This is a genomic window from Dactylosporangium fulvum (assembly GCF_025137375.1).
GTDB classification, from domain to species: Bacteria; Actinomycetota; Actinomycetes; order Mycobacteriales; family Micromonosporaceae; genus Dactylosporangium; species Dactylosporangium fulvum.
In genome coordinates, this window is sequence record NZ_CP073720.1 from 9,828,250 (window position 1) to 9,845,864 (window position 17,615).

A 17,615-nucleotide genomic window follows, 5' to 3' on the forward strand; every position below is an offset into this window, starting at 1 on the left:
CGCCAGCCGCTGCCAAGAACTATCGGCGTCCGTCCGGTTGAATCGGACAAACGGCTCTTACGCGCTGGGTCGAGTGATCGCCACGATGGAGGCGCTCCCTGGCGGATGAGGGAGGGATCGCACTGAGACGCTGATCTGTCGGTGCAGAATGGGGCCCGTCGTGACTGTAACCAGGCAGGAGGCCGACCGTGCGTGAGCATTCACCGCGTTGGGAGCAGATCAACCCCAGCGCGTACACGCACGAGCAGGACGGCCTGCGAATCCTCGGCTCCTATCTGCCGGACGCCGACCCGTACCACGTCTGGGCGAACGTCGAGTTCGTCGGCACCGACGGATCCATCAACGAGGTCGACGCGCTGGTGCTGGTCCCGAGCGGCCTGTACGTCCTGGAACTGAAGCACTGGCAGGGTGAACTGTCCGGCAGCGGCACGCAGTGGGTCCGCCGGATGCCGAACGGCCGGCTCATGCCGGAGGACAACCCGTACATCCTGGCGAACCGCAAGGCGAAGCGCCTCGCCGGCCTGATCCGGCACTATGCCCGGCAGCAGGGCAGAGCCGACCAGACCCCGTACGTCGGCGCGGCGGTCTTCCTGCACGCGGTCGCGCTGCAGGCGAGTCTCGACGAGATCGGCCGGCAGCATGTGTACGGCCTCGACCAGCATCCGTCCGGCCTCGACAGCATCAAGGATCTCCTGCTCGCCCGGCCCCGCAACCCCGACCATCTCGTCGACCCGGACCGGGGACGGCAGATCGTGGAGCTGGTCCGGGGCGCGAAGATCCGTCCGTCGGTCGCCGACCGCAAGGTGGGTCAGCTGCTGCTGCACTCGAAGCCGTTCGCCGAAGGCATCGGCTGGCAGGATTTCCTCGCCGGGCACGCGCTCGACACGCAGTTGGTGCGCCGGGTCCGCTTCTACCTGACCAGCCGGGCCGCCGACGACGAGATCCCGGTCATCCGGCGGGGCGCCGAGCGGGAGTTCCGGCTCCTGCAGGGCATCCACCATCCGGGCATCGCCCGGGCGACCGACCTCGTGGATCACCCGCTCGGGTCAGCGGTCGTGTTCGACCACGACAAGGGCTCGATCCGGTTCGATCAGTGGCTGACTGAGCACAACGCGCGGCTCCGGCTCGCCCAGCGGCTCCGGCTCGTCCAGGACCTTGCGGAGATCATCGACTACGCGCACTCCCGCCGCCTCGCCCACCGGGCTCTACATCCGCGGGCCGTGTTCGTCTCCGACCCGGAGGGTCCCCGCCGTTCGCTGGTCGTGACCGACTGGCAGACCGGCGGCAGGATGGCCGGCGCCACCCAGCTGACCCGGCTCAGCTCATCCACCGACGGCGCTGGGCTGGAGCTGTTCTTCGACGACGAGGTACGCCGCTACCAGGCACCCGAAGCGGCCATCAGCTCCGCCATCCCGGGCAGCCAACTGGACGTCTTCTCGCTGGGTGCGATCGCGTACCGGATCTTCGCCGACACTGAGCCGGCAGCGACCGCGGAAGACCTCGTCGCGGCGGTCCACGACAGTGGGCTCGACCTGTCCGCGGCCGCCGACGGCATGCCCGAGAGCCTGGTGCAGCTCGTGTACGACGCGACCCGCGGCGACCCGGCACAGCGGCTGCGGGATGTCACCGCATTCCGCGCAGGGTTGGAGCGGGTGTGGGAGGCGATGACCGCACCAGAGCCCGAGCCGGTCGTCGACCCGCTCGGGGCGCACAAGGGCGACGTGCTCGACGGTGATCTGACAGTGGTCCGGCGGCTCGGCACCGGCGCGACGGCACTGGCGCTGCTAGTCACCGAGCGCACCCCCGACGGGCCACGGGAACTGGTGCTCAAGGTCGCCCGCGACGAGCAGCACGCCGAGCGCCTCGGGACCGAGGCCGAGACCCTGGACAAGCTGAAACACTGGCAGGTCGTATCGCTGGTGAAGGGTCCGGTCAACGTCGGCGGTCGCACGGCACTGCTGATGGAGAGCGCTGGCGCCCGGACCCTCGCGCAGGAGCTTGAAGGCAACCGCCGGCTGGCGCTTGACCTGCTCGAACGGTACGGCCGGGACCTGCTCGACATCGTCGTCTTCCTCGAGGGTCAGGGCATTTGGCACCGCGACATCAAGCCGGCCAACCTGGCGGCCCGGCCACGGCCGAAGGACAAGCAGCCGCACCTGTGCATCTTCGACTTCTCCCTGGCCAATGCCGCAGCCGACCAGATCCGCGCCGGCACCCCGCCGTACCTCGATCCGTTCCTCGGCCCGCCGCGCCGGATGCGCTACGACGCCGCGGCGGAACGGTTCTCAGCAGCGGTCACGCTGTACGAGATGGCGACCGGCCAACTGCCGCGCTGGGGAGACAACGCCAACCCCGCTGCGATCACCGACGAGGTCGGCCTCGACCCGGCGTCGTTCGACCCGGCGGTCGCCGACCGGCTCGCCGGGTTCTTCGCCAAGGCCCTCGCCCGGGACGCCGCCCGCCGGTTCGACACCGCCGAGGACATGTCCGATGCCTGGCGGGTCATCTTCAAAGAGATTCCCAAGTCGGTGCCGGGACTTGTGCCCATCGGCCCCAGCCCGACGGCACTCACGCCGGAGTCGCTGCTCGACATCACCGGATTGACCGCCCGTGCCCGGTCGGCGCTGGAGCGGCTCGGGGTCCACACGATCGGGGAACTGCTGGCCTACGAACCCTCCGCGCTCACCCGCGCGCAAGGCGTGCCCGACGCGACCCGCAAAGAGATCCTCGCGCAGGTCCGCGCATTGCAGGGGCAGGTCACGGTACCGGTGGCGGCGCCGGTCGACGACAAGCCGCTCGCGCACGGCGTGGAGGCCGTCAGCGCCACCCTGCTGCCGAAGGCCACCACTCGAAACACGAAAGAACGGCACATCCTGGAGGTACTGCTGGGGCAGGCGCCGACCGAGGACGGCACGTTCCTGCGCTGGCCGGCCCAGGCCGAGGCCGCCCGGGCAACCGGCCAGTCCCAGCCGCAGATCTCCGTCCTACTTCGCAAACAGGCGAAGCTGTGGCTCGACAACCGGGCACTGGAACAGGTACGCGACGAGATCGTGACCCTGCTTGACGCGCGCGGCGGAGTCATGTCCGCCGAGGAACTCGCCGACGCGCTGATGGCGGCCCGTGGCTCGTACACTGCCGACCCGAAGCGCCTGCCGCAGGCGATCGGGCTGGCCCGCGCCGCCGTCGAGGCCGAACTGACCCGCGGTGGCGACGCCCGCCTCGCCATCCAGCGCTTCCGGGGCAGCGACTCGGTCCTCGTCGGCCGCGAGCCGGACGACCCGAGCGCGACCACCACCGCCTCCGAGCTGCTGGCCTACGCGGTACGGCTGGGCCGGCGTGCCGCCGAACTCGCCGCACTGGACCCGCTACCGACGCGTCAGCGGGCGCTGGAGGAACTGCGCATCATTCCGGTGCCGGACGGTGCCGCGGCGATCCCGGAGGCGCGGCTGCTGCAGCTCGCCGCCGCAGCCAGTAACGGCGCAGCGGACGTCAACACGGTCGGCCAGCTGTATCCGGTGGACATGCCGGCCGAACGTGCCCTGCGGCTCGCCGCGCCCAGCCTCGTCGGCCAGACCCTCGGTCATGAGCGGCTCCAGGACCGGGTCCGGGCCAGGTTCCCGCGCGCACGTCCGCTGCCGCGCCGGCTGGACGAGGACACCCTCAATGCCTGTGGGGTACCGCTCACCTGGGATCCCGTGCGGCAGGTGTACGCACCGCGCAGCGCCGGCGGCACATACAGCGCCACCCGGGCCGGCACCTTCCTCGCGGCGCCGCTGACCGGCCCCCGAGACGACGCCGAGGTCGACAACAGGCTGGCGGCAGCCTTGAAAGGCCAAGGCTTCCTGGCCCTGCTGGCCCCGTTGAAGCGGCTGGTATCGGCACGGCGTGCCCTGCTGACCCGGCTGCACCTCACCGAGTTGGACGTCACCGCCGTGCTGCTCGACGAGTTGCGCCGGCTGAACTTCGGCTGGGAGGCCGTCGTCGCGGCGGACACCGGCGACCCCGCCGACGTCGAGTTCCGCACCCTGGTCGACCTGGTCAAGCACCACGTCGTACCGGAGATCGAGAAGGCCCTCGCCACCGACCAGCCGCTACTGATCACGGAGGCGGCGCCGCTCGCCCGGTACGGGCAGCTGCGGGTGCTGCAAGAACTGGCCGACCTGAGCCGCCCCCGCCCAGCCGCCCGCCTGCTGCTGGTGCCCGCCCGGAGGCTCGAACCCGCCATGCTCGACACCGCGCAACTGCCGCTGACCTCACCGGCCAGCCAGTCTCTCTGGCTGCCGGAAACCTGGATCACCCCCACCGCCGAGAGGACCGCGAACCGATGATCGAACTGAAGCCGCTGCAGACCCAGGTCAAACACCTGGTGGACGACCTGCGCGGCCAGGTGACGTCGGACAGCGACCTGCGCTCCCGGCTGCTCAAGGAGCACAGCGAGGCGAAGGGCGCGGAACGGACCGGCGGCACCTTCGAGACGTGGCTGGAGGACGTCCTCGACCAGGCCGCCGTCGCCTGGGTGCTGGGCTGCGTCTTCGTCCGCTTCTGCGAGGACAACCGGCTCGTCGACGGCCTCTGGCTGGGCGGCCCCGAGGCGGACGCCTCGGCCGGACAGGCGATCGAGCAGCGGCAGGCGTACCTCATCCAGAACCCGACACACAACGACCGGCACTGGCTGCGCGAGGCGTTCCGGCACCTGCGGGCGCTGCGCGGGACCGCCCAGATCTTTGACGAGCACAACCCGGTGTGGCGCTTCGACGTCTCCGGCCAAGCGGCGGAGAATCTGTCCGAGTTCTTCCGCCGCGGCCCGGGACTCGCGTCGCTGCGCAGCGACGAACTGGACACCCGGTTCCTCGGCGACCTCTACCAGGACCTGTCGGCACACGCCAAGGCGACGTACGCGCTGCTGCAGACGCCCCTGTTCGTCGAGGAGTTCATCCTCGACCGCACGTTCGAGCCCGCGGTCAACGAGTTCGGCCTCGCCGAGACGAAGGTGATCGACCCAACCTGCGGCTCCGGCCACTTCCTCCTCGGCGCCTTCGCACGGCTGCTACGCAAATGGCAGGAACGCGAACCGGCGACACCGGTGGAGACCCTGGTAGAGCGGGCACTGGCACAGGTGACCGGCGTGGACCTCAACCCGTTCGCCGTCGCCATCGCCAGATTCCGGCTCGTCGTGGCCGCGTTGCAGGCGACCGGCCGCCGCAACCTCGCCACGGCATACCCGGTCCGGGTCGCGGCCGGCGACTCACTGCTCAACTGGGGCGAACGCTCCAGCCACCAAGGCGAGCTCCCGGTCGGCCAGCCGAAGCACGACACCTTCGCGTACTTCAGCGAGGACGCCGACCTGCTCGCCGAATACCTGTCCCCCGGCCAGTACACGGTCGTAGTCGGCAACCCGCCCTACATCACGGTCAAGGACAAGACCCTCAACGAGCGCTACCGCAGCATGTACTCAGCCTGCTCCGGCAAGTACGCGCTGACCGTGCCGTTCGCGCAGCGTTTCTTCGAACTGGCCAAGCGTGGCGACGGCGACGGGGACGGGGCCGGTCACGTCGGGCAGATCACGTCGAACTCGTTCATGAAGCGTGAGTTCGGCAAGAACCTCATCAACAAGTTCTTCGCCGGGCAGGTCGACCTGGCGGAGGTCATCGACGCCTCTGGTGCCTTCATCCCCGGCCACGGCACGCCGACGGTGATACTGATTGGCCGGAACCGTTACGCCAGCCCGCGCTACAGCGGCCCGATCCGCACTGTGCTCGGCATCCGCGGCGAACCAGGCCAGCCCGCCGACCCGGCGAAGGGCCTCGTCTGGACGGCCATCGAACGCCAGATCGATACGGTGGGGGCGGAGTCCGAGTGGATTAGTGTTGCTAACTTCAGACGCGATCACCTAGCCACGCATCCGTGGAGTCTCAGTGGAGGCGGTGCAAGCGATCTGGTATCGGCCATTGAGGCGAACCGGACGCAGCGAATGGGTGATCTACTGTTCCGCATCGGATTCTACGGAGTCCTGGGGGCAGACGAGGTCTTTACTGCGCCGTTGCCTGCGTTTACTCGCAAGCAAGTTGAGCAGGATTACGTTGCGAGGTTGGTTGTTGGCGAGGAGGTTCGCGATTACGGCCTGATCGACGGCGACTACACCTTTCATCCATACGACGCCAGCCGCAGCCTTGCGGACGTTACCGAGATGCCCAGCTTTGGTCAATGGCTTTGGCCATTTAGAACTACTCTTGGCAATCGGGCTACCTTTACTAAGGGCACCTACTTCTCCGATAAGCGACCTTGGTGGGAATGGCACCAGGTCCCAAAGGATGTTGGTGCTCATGATTGGTCCCTAGCGTTCGGGTTTGTGGCGACGCATAACCAGTTTGTGCTGGATCGGGGTGGGAAGGTCTTCAAGCAGTCCGCGCCAGTGATCAAGTTGCCGGAGGGAGCGAGTGAGGACGACCATCTGGAGTTGCTCGGTGTGCTGAACAGTTCGACCGCCTGTTTCTGGCTCAAGCAGGTCAGCCACGACAAAGGCATCCGAGGTGAAGGTGGCGGATTCACAAGCGACGACTGGGAACATTTCTACGAATTCACCGGGACTAAACTTCAACAGTTCCCATTGCCTGCGGCACGTCCGTTGGCGTTGAGCCGGGCGTTGGACGGGTTGGCGCAGAGGCTTGCGGTGGTTGCTCCGGGAGGTGTGGTCGCGGGCGGTGTGCCGACTCGGGAGCGGTTGAAGGTGGCGCAGGTCGAGTGGGTGTCGGTGCGGCGCGGGATGATCGCGTTGCAGGAGGAGTTGGACTGGCAGGTGTACCGGGCGTACGGACTGCTGGACGAAGACCTGTCCACGAACGACCCGCCCGAACTGGCGTTGGGCGAGCGGGCGTTCGAGATCGTCCTGGCCCGTAGCAGCGCGAAGACCGAATGGTTTACCCGGCACGGATCAACGCCGATCACCGACCTGCCGGCACACTGGCCGTCGGAGTACCAAGCGCTGGTCGAACGGCGGATCGCGGTCATCGAGTCGGACCGGAACATCGCCCTCATCGAGCGACCCGAGCACAAACGCCGGTGGGCCGGCAAAGGCTGGGACGCCCTGCAGGCCGAGGCGTTGCGCGGTTGGCTGCTGGACCGGCTCGAATCCCCGGAACTGTGGGGCGGTGCGCCGAAACCGCAGTCGGTCGCGCAACTCGCCGACCGTGTCCGCCACGATGACGACTTCCGGGCCGTGCTGGACCTGTGGGTGGGTTCCGACGCCCACGACCTCGTCAAGACCCTCGGCAAGCTCGTCGCCGACGAGCACGTGCCGTTCCTGCCCGCCGACCGGTACAAGCCTGCCGGCCTGCGCAAACGCATCCAGTGGGAACGCACCTGGGCATTGCAGCGGCGTGAGGACGCCGGCGAGACGATCAAGGACATTCCGGTGCCGCAAAAATATGCCTCCGCCGACTTCCTCAAAAGCTCCTACTGGGCCAACCGCGGGAAGCTCGATGTCCCCAAGGAGCGCTTCATCTCGTACCCTCGGACTGCTCTTTCCGGTGATGCCGGTGAACTGCTCGGCTGGGCGGGCTGGGACCATCTGCAACAGGCGCATGCTCTCGCCGCGTTATATCTTGACCGTAAGACCCGGGCTGCCTGGCCTGAGGAGCGACTGCTGCCCATTATCGCCGGCATTGCCGAACTCGAGCCGTGGCTGCATCAGTGGTACGCCGAACCTCGTCCCGGCTACCCGGGCACGCCGGCCAAGTTCTTCTCCGGCCTGATCGACACCGAGTTGGCCGCGCTCGGTGCCGACCGGGCGACCCTCACCAAGCTGCGTGGTCTTGAGGAGTTGTCATGACGTTGCTGCGGGACCTCATCGAGATTCCCACGTCAGTCGGGGACGCGGACTTCGTGGTTCGCGCCTCGGAGGGCGCGGACCTGCGCCGGTACGTCGTGACAGACGACCTGCGGCGCAACTTCGACGAGGCGCTGTCGATGGTCGGGCACGCGATCACATCGGGCCGGTCGCAGGCGAAGTTCCTGCATGGTTCGTTCGGCTCCGGCAAGTCGCACTTCATGGCGGTCCTGCGGGAGATCCTGCAGCACAACCCAGAGGCGCGGGCGGTGCGTGGGCTGGCCGAGCCGGTCGCCAAGGCGGACGACAAGTGGCTGCGCGGCAAGCGGATCCTCAGTCTGACGTTCCACATGCTCGACGCGCAGTCGGTTGAGCAGGCGGTGCTGGAGGGGTACCTGCGGCAGATCACCGCACTGCACCCGGACGCGCCCGCACCGGCGGTGCACCATTCCGACGCGCTGCTGGCCGACGCGGCGCGGCATCGCGAGGATCTCCGCGACGAGCGGTTCTTCGCCCGGCTGGGTGGTTCAGGACTCACCCCTGGTACCGGCGGGGGCAGCCTGTCCGCGCAGGTCGCCCGGCAGGCCGGGTGGACCGCGCAGACGTATGAGGCGGCTGCCGCTCAGCCGCCGGGTACCGAGGAGCGGGACAAGCTGGTCAGTGCGTTGACCGCGGCGTTCTACACGGGTGCGGTGCGCAGTGGGCATTACCTGGACCTCGACACGGGGCTGGCGGTCATCACCCGGCATGCCAAAGATCTCGGGTACGACGGGATGGTCTTCTTCCTCGACGAGATGATCCTGTGGCTGTCGACGAAGATCGCGGACCACACGTTCGTGCAGACCGAGGGTGCGAAGCTCAACAAGCTCGTCGAGTCGTCGGATGCGGCCCGGCCGTTGCCGATCGCGTCGTTCGTGGCGCGGCAGCGCAACCTGGAGGAGTTCCTCGGTCCGCAGGTCGGCGGCACCGAGCGGGAGGCTCTCGCGCATGTCATGCGTAGCGTGCAGGGCCGGCTGGGCAGCGACATCGTGCTCGCCGACACCAACCTGCCGGAGATCACCGAGAAGCGGCTGCTGAAGCCGAAGGACGAGGCCGCGAGACACACCATCGACCAGGCATTCGCCGCGGTGCGCGGGAACCGGGATGTGTGGGACACGCTGCTGCTCGGCGCGCAGTACGGCGACGCCGGGATCGGCTCGGACGCCGCCGCGTTCCGCAGTCTGTACCCGTTCTCGCCGGCGCTGGTCGCCACGCTGGTGGCGTTGTCGCAGGCGTTGCAGCGGCAGCGGACCGCGCTCAAGGTGATGACCGAGTTGCTGGTCGCCCGCCGGGACACGTTGCAGGTCAACGACCTCATCGGGGTGGCGGCGCTGTTCGAGCCGCTCGTTTTGCACGGTGAGCTGCCGGACCGGCCGCAGCTCAAGCAGCTGTTCCGGGCGGCCCGCGAGACGTATCTGCACAAGCTGCGCCCGCTGCTGCGCGCGGCGCATGGCATCGAGGAAGAGCAGGCCGCCGGGCATGAGCCGTTCCTGCTCGACGATCGGCTGGTTAAGACGCTGATGCTGGGCGCGCTGGTGCAGGAGGTGCCGGCCCTGCACAACCTCACCGCGGCGAAGTTGCACGCGTTGAACTTCGGCTCGATCGACTCGCCGGTCGAAGGGTACGAGAACCAGATCGTCCTGGAGCGGCTACAGCGCCTCAGCGACGACGCAGGCGAGCTGCATCTCACCGAGGGCCCGGACCCGGTGGTGTCGATCAAGTTGTCGTCGGTCGACTACGACAAGTTGCTCGATCTGGTGCGGGAGAACGAGACTGCCAGCGGTGTGTTGCAGCAGATGGTGCGTGAGCTGGTCGGTGAGGAGTTCGGCCTGGCCAGCGCTGAGGGGACGCTGGGTGAGTTGCAGCATCCCCGCGACTGGCGCGGCCGCCGGCACCATGTCCAGGTGCGGTTCGGTAATGTCCGCGACAAGGACACGCTGCCGGAGTCGGCGCTGGTCGCGTCCGGCGAGACGTGGCGTCTCGTCATCGACTACCCATTCGATCCTGGCCACCGGCGTAACGAGGACTTCGCGCGGATCGAGACGTTGCCGCGCGGGTCGCGGACGGTGTTCTGGATGCCGTTGTTCCTCACCGATGAGGTCATGGGCCGGGTGCGGCAATTGGCGAAGGTCAACTATCTGCTCGGCAACACCGGCAGCGGTGACCGGTTGCAGAATCTCGCTGCGGACTGGTCGCTCGCCGACCGGCAGCAGGGCAAGATCTACCTGCAGCAGCGTCAGCAGCAGCTTCGTGCGACGTTGCTGAACACGTTGAAGCAGGCGTACGGCGCGGCGAAACCCCAACCGTCCGATGTGGAGGACGACAGCGTCGGCGTGCTGCACACCCTCGCTGACGGGCTGCACATCGGCGACCCGCGGGGCGGCACGCTCAAGGCCGCGTTCGAGAACCTGACCGGTGAGCTGCTCGCCTGGGCGTACCCGGGCCGACCCGCGCTGCCGGACGACGAGAAGCCGGTCACCCGCAGCGAAATGGGCAAGATCCTCAAGTACGCGAAACTGGCGTCTGCCGACCCGACCAAGGGCGCTGCGGTCGACCAACTTGACCGCAAGACGATCCAGCGGGTCTGCAACCAACTGCGGCTCGGCGAGCTGATCGACCACCGGTATGTGCTGACCACGAGCACCAGCTGGTGGAGCCAGCACCTGCTGCAGGGCGCCGCCCAACAGGGCTACAAGGACCACTTCCCGGTGCACGTCCTGCGTGACCTGCTCGACAAGCCGGACGCCCGAGGTTTCGACCGTGAGCTGCAGAACCTCATCATCGCCGTGTTCGCGCTCGATCAGCAGCTCGCCTGGTACCAGGGCAACGTCAAGGTGACGGTCGACGCCGTGCAGGTGAACATCGACCAGTACGAACTGCGGCACCCGCCGATGCCCGGTGAGGACGACTGGGCCAGGGCGGTCGAGCGTGGTGGCGCGCTCTTCGGTGAGTCGCTACCGAAGTGGCGTAGCCCGGCGAACCTCGGCGAACTGGCTGGCGCGCTGAGGCGGGCCGCGCAGCAGCACACGAAGACGGCTGCGGATCTGGTGACCGAGCTGCATACCCGGGCGGGGGTGCTCGGCCTCGACGAGCACGCGACGGCGGGCCGGCTGGCCACCGCACGGCGGGTCGTGAGACTGCTGACCGGTGTGGCCGGCGAGCAGGACGACGTGGCGCTGGTCGAGTCGATCGCCCGCGCGGACGTCGGGGACATCGACGACAAGACAGCATCGGCGGCGTTCGTACAGGCGAGGCAGGTGCTTGCCGAGCTGCGGTCCACGCAATGGCAGTTGCTCGACGCGATCCGGACGGCGGCTGCGACGAACCCTGACGCGCAGGCGATCATCGACGATCTGCGTGCCGCCGCGAACCACGAGCAACTTGCGAAGGACCTCGTTCCGGCGCTGCGCAAGGCTGCGGGCCGGTCGGCCGAACTGCTCGCGGCGGTCTCCAAGCCGCTCATCCCACCGCCGGTCGTGGTGCTTCCGGGCCTCGGTGGCAAGAAACCTGGCGGCACCCCGGCAGTCCCTTCACGAGTGGTCACCGATGTCAGTGGGCTTGCCGAGGTCGAACGGGAGATCCGTGCGGCGATAGAAGGTGGCGCCCAGGTGCAGATCACCTGGGAGGTGCTGTGACGCCGGTGCAGCCGGCGGCGATCCGCCGCAAGGTCGAGGCCTGGCTCGCCGAGCCGGACGGCGTCCCCGCCATCGCGCTGCGCGCCACTCCACTGTGGACTGCGGACCCGGTGCTGTCCATCGACGGCACGGCGGTCCGGGTCGTTGCGTGCCCGACCCCGCTGGCCGCCCGTGCGGCGCTGCGGGACCGCGTCGAAGGTGAGCGGCTGGTACTGCTCACCGAGCTGACCCCCGACGAACTCGGCGACGGCGTGCTCGCCCACCTGAGCCTGCAGACCGTGCGTAGCGTCGACCCGTGGGACCTGGTCCGCCAGATGTTCGGCGGCGTCAACCTCGACGCTCGACTGGTCCGGGACGGCCGCTGGGCCGCCGAGGCACTGACCGACCACCGGCCAGCACATGGGTGGCCGGCACCGGCCGGAACCGTCCTCACCCGGGAACACGCGCTGCGGTCACTCGCCGGTGAGCTGCTCGGCCTCAACCCGAAACAGATCGACAGCGCCGGCCTGCTGCAGTGGAGCACGGACGCCCTGGCGGTGCAGGAGTTCGCCCACCTGCCCGCGACAACCGCCGACGGGCTCACGAACTTCCTCGTCGAGATCGCTGGGCTGTCCGCACGACCGATCATGGCCGCGGTCCGCGCCGGGCACGGCGTCGACGCGATACCCCTAGGCCTGCTGACCGGTGCGCTGTGGGCGCCCGCGTTTAACGCCGAGGTCCCGGTGCAGATCGCGGTGGCCCGGACGAGACTGGAGCCCCGATTCGGCGGCGACCGGCTGAGCGACGCCTCCGCCGCAGCGTTCCGGGCAGCGGCCGAAGCGTGGCTGGACCGCGCGGTCGATGCCGGGCACCTCGATGCGGACGCGAGACCCGTGCTGCGGCGGGCGGAGGCCATCGCCGCCGAGATCGACGCCACGTCGCTGCTGGCGGAGAGCGCCGTCCTGCCGACGGGCTTCACCCAGCGGATGCGTACCTTCGCCGACGCGCTGCGGCTTGCCGTGCCGGCCGGTGGACAGGCTGACCCGGCCGCAGTCGTCAAGGCGCAGCAACTGCTGGCCCGGTCTGAGGAACACCGGGCCGCCGATCCCGCGGCTCTGGAGACGGCGCGGATGGCCGTACGACTCCTGCGGTGGCTCACCGAGCCGGACCCCAGCGCCCCATCAACCCTTGCTGAGGCGCTCCACCGCCACGTCCGCGAGGACGGCTGGGTCGACCGGGCCCGGCTCGACATCTTCGCCGGAGACGTCGACCCGCAACTCGCCCAGGCGTATCAACAGCTCCATCAGGCCGTCCAGGCCCGCCGGTCCCGGCACGACGACCAGTTCGCCGGTCAGCTCGCCCACGCGACCACGGCGGAATCGGACCCGGGCACCATGCTGCGCGTCGAGGAGGTGCTCGACCGCGTGGTGCAGCCGATCCTGGACCACGGGCAGCGGGTGCTGCTCCTGGTGATGGACGGGATGAGCGTCGCGGCAGCGACCGAACTCGCCGAGTCGATCACGAAGTCCGGTTCGTGGCTGGAGCTGACGCCCGCCGGTAGCGCCCGGACCGGGGTGCTCGCCGCGCTGCCGACGGTGACCGAGGTCAGCCGGTGCAGCCTGCTTAGCGGCCGGATCGCCGTCGGACAGCAGGCGGAGGAACGCAAGGCGTTCGAGGCGCGGTACCCGTCCGGTGTCCTGCTGCACAAAGGCAACCTCCGTGCCGGCGCGGGTGCGGCGTTCGCGCCGGACGTCGTCGCTGCGCTGCAGTCGCCGGAGCGGGCGCTGGTCGCGGCCGTCGTCAATACCATCGATGATGCCCTCGACCGCAGCGACCCGGGGACGATCATCTGGGGGCAGGAGACCATCCGCGCCGTCCGGGACCTGCTCGCACTGGCCCAGGACCGCGTGGTCGTCGTCCTCTCCGACCACGGCCACGTCGTCGACCGCGGCCCGGAAGCGATGCTACGGCCCAGCCCGAGTAGCGAAAACCGCTGGCGGCCGGCCACCACACCGGCGAGCGACGGCGAGCGGCTCTTCAAGGGCAGCCGGGTGGCGAAGGCCGGGGGCAGCGTGGTCCTGCCCTGGCGTGAGGAGCTGCGGTACGGTCCGCGGAAGGCCGGCTACCACGGCGGCGCGTCACCCGCCGAGGCGGTGATTCCGCTGCTGGTGTTCAGCGCCGGCAACGACCAGGCGGTGCCCGGCTGGTCCGGCGCCCCGGTCGCCAGTCCCGAGTGGTGGCGGGAGTCGTTGCAGCAGCCCGGTGCCGCTGTCCAGACCCCTCGCCCGGCCAAACGCAACGGATCGCGCCGGGCTGCTTCGACGGCGCCGCAGTTCGAAGGCGCATTGTTCGAGGTGGTCGAGCTGCCGGCCCAGCCACCCGCAGCGCCGCCCGCACCGGCTCCTCAGTCTCCGGCGCTCGTCGATGCGCTGCTAGCCAGTGAGGTGTACGCGCAGCGCCGCGGCACCCGGGCGCCGCTGCCCGACGAACGGGTCCGGGCGATGCTCACCGCCCTGCTCGCGAACAACGACCGGGTCGCGCGCGACACCCTCGCGGCCCTCGCCGGGATCCCTGACCACCGGACCGGCCCCACCATCACCGCCCTGCAGAAGTTGTTGCAGGTGGAGGGATACCCGGTGCTCGAGATCGACGCCGACGGCCGGACCGTCGTGCTCAACCGGGCGCTGCTGATCGAGCAGTTCCACCTGGAGCCGTCGTGACACCGGACATCTCGGCCCGGCGGCGGCGTGACGTCATCGACGCGTTGCGCCGCGGTGCCGTACCGATGAACGGCCTGGACGTCCTCGCGGTCGGCCTGGACCGGTTCACGGCCGCGACCGACGACGATCTCGACCGGGTCACCGGTGGCGGCAGCGTCTTCAAAGCCGTCCGGGGCGAGTACGGCGCGGGCAAGACGTTCTTCACCCGCTGGCTCGCCGAACGCGCCAAGCGACGCGGTCTCGCCGCCGCCGAGGTCCAGGTGTCTGAGACCGAGACGCCGCTGCATCGCATGGAGACCGTGTACCGGCGGCTCGTCGAGCGGCTCGGCACCGAACAGTTCGTGCCCAGCGCGATCCGGCCGATCCTCGACGGCTGGATCTTCACCCTCGAAGAGGACGTCCTCGGCACCGGTGAGGTCACCGAAGACGACGCCGAGGCGCTCGACCGGGCCGTCGGCGACCTGATGGAACGCCGCCTGGCGGAGATTTCCCGCAGCGCACCCGGTTTCGCCGCCGCACTCCGCGCCTACCGGACCACAGCAGCGGCCGGTGACCACGCGACCGCGGAGGGCCTCGCCGCCTGGATCGGTGGGCAGCCGCACGTGGCCGCCGCGGTCCGGCGGGTCGCCGGGGTCAAGGGCGACCTCGACCACTTCCAGGCGCTCAACTTCCTCCAGGGACTCCTCACGGTCCTGCGCGACAGCGGCCACCCTGGGCTCCTGCTGGTCCTCGACGAGGTCGAGACCCTGCAACGGGTCCGCTCCGACGCCCGGGACAAGGCCCTCAACGCCCTGCGCCAACTCGTCGACGAGGTCCACGCCGGACGCTTCCCCGGCCTGTACCTCGTCATCACCGGCACCCCCGCCTTCTTCGACGGGCCGCAAGGCGTGCAGCGCCTCGCGCCCCTCGCGCAGCGGCTGGCGACGGACTTCGGACCCGACGCACGCTGGGACAACCCCCGCGCCGTCCAGGTCCGCCTGCCCGGGTTCACCATCGACACGCTGACCGAACTGGGCATCAGAGTCCGGGACCTGTACGGCAGCAGCGAGGTCTCCGCGCGGGTCGACGACGCGTACATCGGTGAACTGGCCCGTGCCGTCACCGGCCGGCTCGGCGGGCAGGTCGGTGTGGCACCGCGGATCTACCTCAAGAAGCTCATCGCCGACGTCTTCGACCGGGTCGACCAGTTCCCCGACTTCGACCCCAGGCTGCACTACGGGCCGACGCTGCGCTCCGACGAGCTCACCGACGTCGAACGCAACGCCGCCTCAGCCGACGAGATCGACCTGCCGATGTGAGCACCGACGCCGGCCTCGACCCGATCGTGGTCCACCACATCGTCAACACCCTCGGATGGCGCGACCTCCGCCCCCTGCAACGAGCGGCGGCCGAGCCGCTCCTCGCCGGGCACGACGCGCTCCTGCTCGCCCCGACCGCCGGCGGCAAGACCGAAGCGGCGATGTTCCCGATCCTGTCCCGTATGGCGGCGGAGGACTGGTCCGGCACATCGGTGCTGTACCTGTGCCCGCTCAAAGCACTACTGAACAACCTCCACCCCCGGCTGGAGCGCTACGCCTCATGGCTCGGCCGTCGCGTCGCGCTCTGGCACGGCGATGTCGGCGCGAGTCAACGCCGCAACGTGCTCTGGCAGCGGCCGGACATCGTGCTCACCACCCCCGAGTCCCTCGAATCCATGCTGGTCAGCGTTCACGTCGACCACCGCCAGTTCTTCGCCGGTCTGCGCGCGATCGTCGTGGACGAGGTACACGCCTTCGCCGGTGACGACCGTGGCTGGCACCTGCTCGCTGTACTTGAGCGGCTCACCACCATCGTCGGCCGGCCACTGCAGCGGGTCGGCCTCTCCGCCACCGTCGGCAACCCGGACCAGCTCCTGCACTGGCTCCAAGGACCATCAGCCGGCCAACGGCAGGCGAAGGTCGTTGCACCGGACCTCACCCCGACCCGCAACCCCGCCCTCGGTCCGCCTCCGGGTGAGATCGAACTGGACTACGTCGGTTCGGTCGCCAACGCGGCAACCGTCATCGCCTCGCTGCACGCCGGCGAGAAACGGCTGGTGTTCTGCGAATCACGGCAGACCGTCGAAGAGCTCGGCGCGCTGCTACGGGCCAAGGGCGTGACGACGTTCCTCTCCCACGCGTCGCTGTCGGTCGACGAGCGGCGCCGCGCCGAGCAGGCGTTCGCCGAGGCCCGCGACTGCGTCATCGTGTCGACCAGCACCCTCGAGCTCGGCATCGACGTCGGCGACCTCGACCGGGTCATCCAGATTGAGAGCCCTGCCACGGTCGCGTCGTTCCTCCAGCGCCTCGGACGCACGGGACGCCGCGCCGACACCGTGCGCAACTGTCTCTTCCTGACCACCCGCGGCGAATCGCTGCTGTCCGCGGCGGCCCTGCTGCACCTCTGGGGCAGTCACTGGGTGGAGCCGATCACCGCACCGGCGGAACCGCGCCACATCGTCGCGCAGCAGATCCTTGCCCTGTGCCTGCAGGAAGGCCGGATCGGCGATCAGACCTGGCCGCAGTGGTGGAACGGCCTGGACCCGTTCCGTGCCGGCGGATACGTCATCGTGCGGCACCTCGTCGAGCACGGGTACCTCGACAGCGACGGCGGCATGCTGTTCATCGGCCCCGAAGCGGAGAAGCGTTTCGGGCGGCGTCACTTCATGGACCTGACCGCCGTCTTCACTGGCCCGCCCGAGTTCACGGTGTTGACCGGCCGCACCGAGGTGGGCCGGATCGACCCGAGCCTGCTGACCGAAGAGGCGCCTGGCGAACGACGGCTCCTGCTCAGCGGACGCAGCTGGCATGTCACGTACGTCGACTGGCGCCGCCGGCGGTGCTTCGTCGAACCGGCCGACGGCGGCGGACGGGCCCGCTGGCTCAACCAGGGCTGGGCCGGACAGAGCTACGAGTTGACCCGCGCCACACGGGAAGTCCTGCTCGGGGCCGACCCACCGGTAAAACTGACCCGGCGCGCGACCGACCGCCTCGCCCAGGAACGCGACGAACTGAGCAGCCTGATCCACCCGGGCGGCAACACCATCGTCCGCGACGAGAAGGGCGACCTGAGATGGTGGACCTGGGCCGGCTTCCGGGCCAACGCAACCCTCGCAGCCACCCTCAGCGAGGTCACCGACCCCATGCACCGCTTCGACGACTACCAGATCCGGCTCCGCGAAGACCTGACGCCGTCTACGTGGCGCGAGCTGACCGCTGACGCCACCACCCGACTGTGCCTACCGGAACCCAGCGAGAAGGCCCTACGGGGCTTGAAGTTCAGCGAGGCGCTCCCACCTCGGCTGGCGGTCGCGACACTCGCCGCACGAATCGCCGATCTTGCTGGCGCCGCCGCGGTCCTGGCCGAACCGGTCCGATTCGTGTCGGTGCTGTAGCCGCA

The 17,615-nt window shown here is 69.4% G+C and carries 6 protein-coding genes; all 6 read left to right on the plus strand.

Annotated elements, in window-relative coordinates:
- Positions 1–188 precede the first annotated feature (188 nt).
- Genes pglW through Dfulv_RS45295 form a run of 6 tightly spaced genes read left to right on the plus strand, consistent with a single transcriptional unit; the run spans position 189 to position 17,610 of the window.
- Positions 189–4,328: a BREX system serine/threonine kinase PglW gene (gene pglW / locus Dfulv_RS45270; protein ID WP_259859973.1), complete on the plus strand. Its 4,140-nt coding sequence runs from the start codon at positions 189–191 to the stop codon at positions 4,326–4,328.
- A complete protein-coding gene (gene pglX, locus Dfulv_RS45275; RefSeq protein WP_259859974.1) occupies positions 4,325–7,828 on the plus strand; it encodes a BREX-2 system adenine-specific DNA-methyltransferase PglX in 3,504 nt (1,167 codons plus the stop codon). The genes pglW and pglX overlap by 4 nt, the downstream gene beginning before the upstream one ends.
- The gene (locus tag Dfulv_RS45280) at positions 7,825–11,499 is read left to right on the plus strand and encodes a phage resistance protein (RefSeq protein ID WP_259859975.1); all 3,675 of its coding nucleotides are present in this window, start codon (positions 7,825–7,827) and stop codon (positions 11,497–11,499) included. Before pglX ends, Dfulv_RS45280 begins: the two co-directional genes overlap by 4 nt.
- Entirely contained in the window at positions 11,496–14,198 is a 2,703-nt protein-coding gene (pglZ, locus tag Dfulv_RS45285; protein ID WP_259859977.1) for a BREX-2 system phosphatase PglZ, read from the plus strand. Before Dfulv_RS45280 ends, pglZ begins: the two co-directional genes overlap by 4 nt.
- Entirely contained in the window at positions 14,195–15,496 is a 1,302-nt protein-coding gene (brxD, locus tag Dfulv_RS45290; protein WP_259859978.1) for a BREX system ATP-binding protein BrxD, read from the plus strand. Before pglZ ends, brxD begins: the two co-directional genes overlap by 4 nt.
- On the plus strand, positions 15,493–17,610 hold the full coding sequence (locus Dfulv_RS45295; RefSeq protein WP_259859979.1) for a DEAD/DEAH box helicase: 2,118 nt from the start codon (positions 15,493–15,495) through the stop codon (positions 17,608–17,610). The genes brxD and Dfulv_RS45295 overlap by 4 nt, the downstream gene beginning before the upstream one ends.
- The last annotated feature ends 5 nt before the right edge of the window (positions 17,611–17,615 follow it).

Excerpts from the sequence above, each read along its gene's own strand:
- Dfulv_RS45280 (WP_259859975.1), top strand. The coding sequence starts at position 7,825 with ATGACGTTGCTGCGGGACCTCATCGAGATTCCCACGTCAGTCGGGGAC.
- pglX (WP_259859974.1), top strand. The coding sequence starts at position 4,325 with ATGATCGAACTGAAGCCGCTGCAGACCCAGGTCAAACACCTGGTGGAC.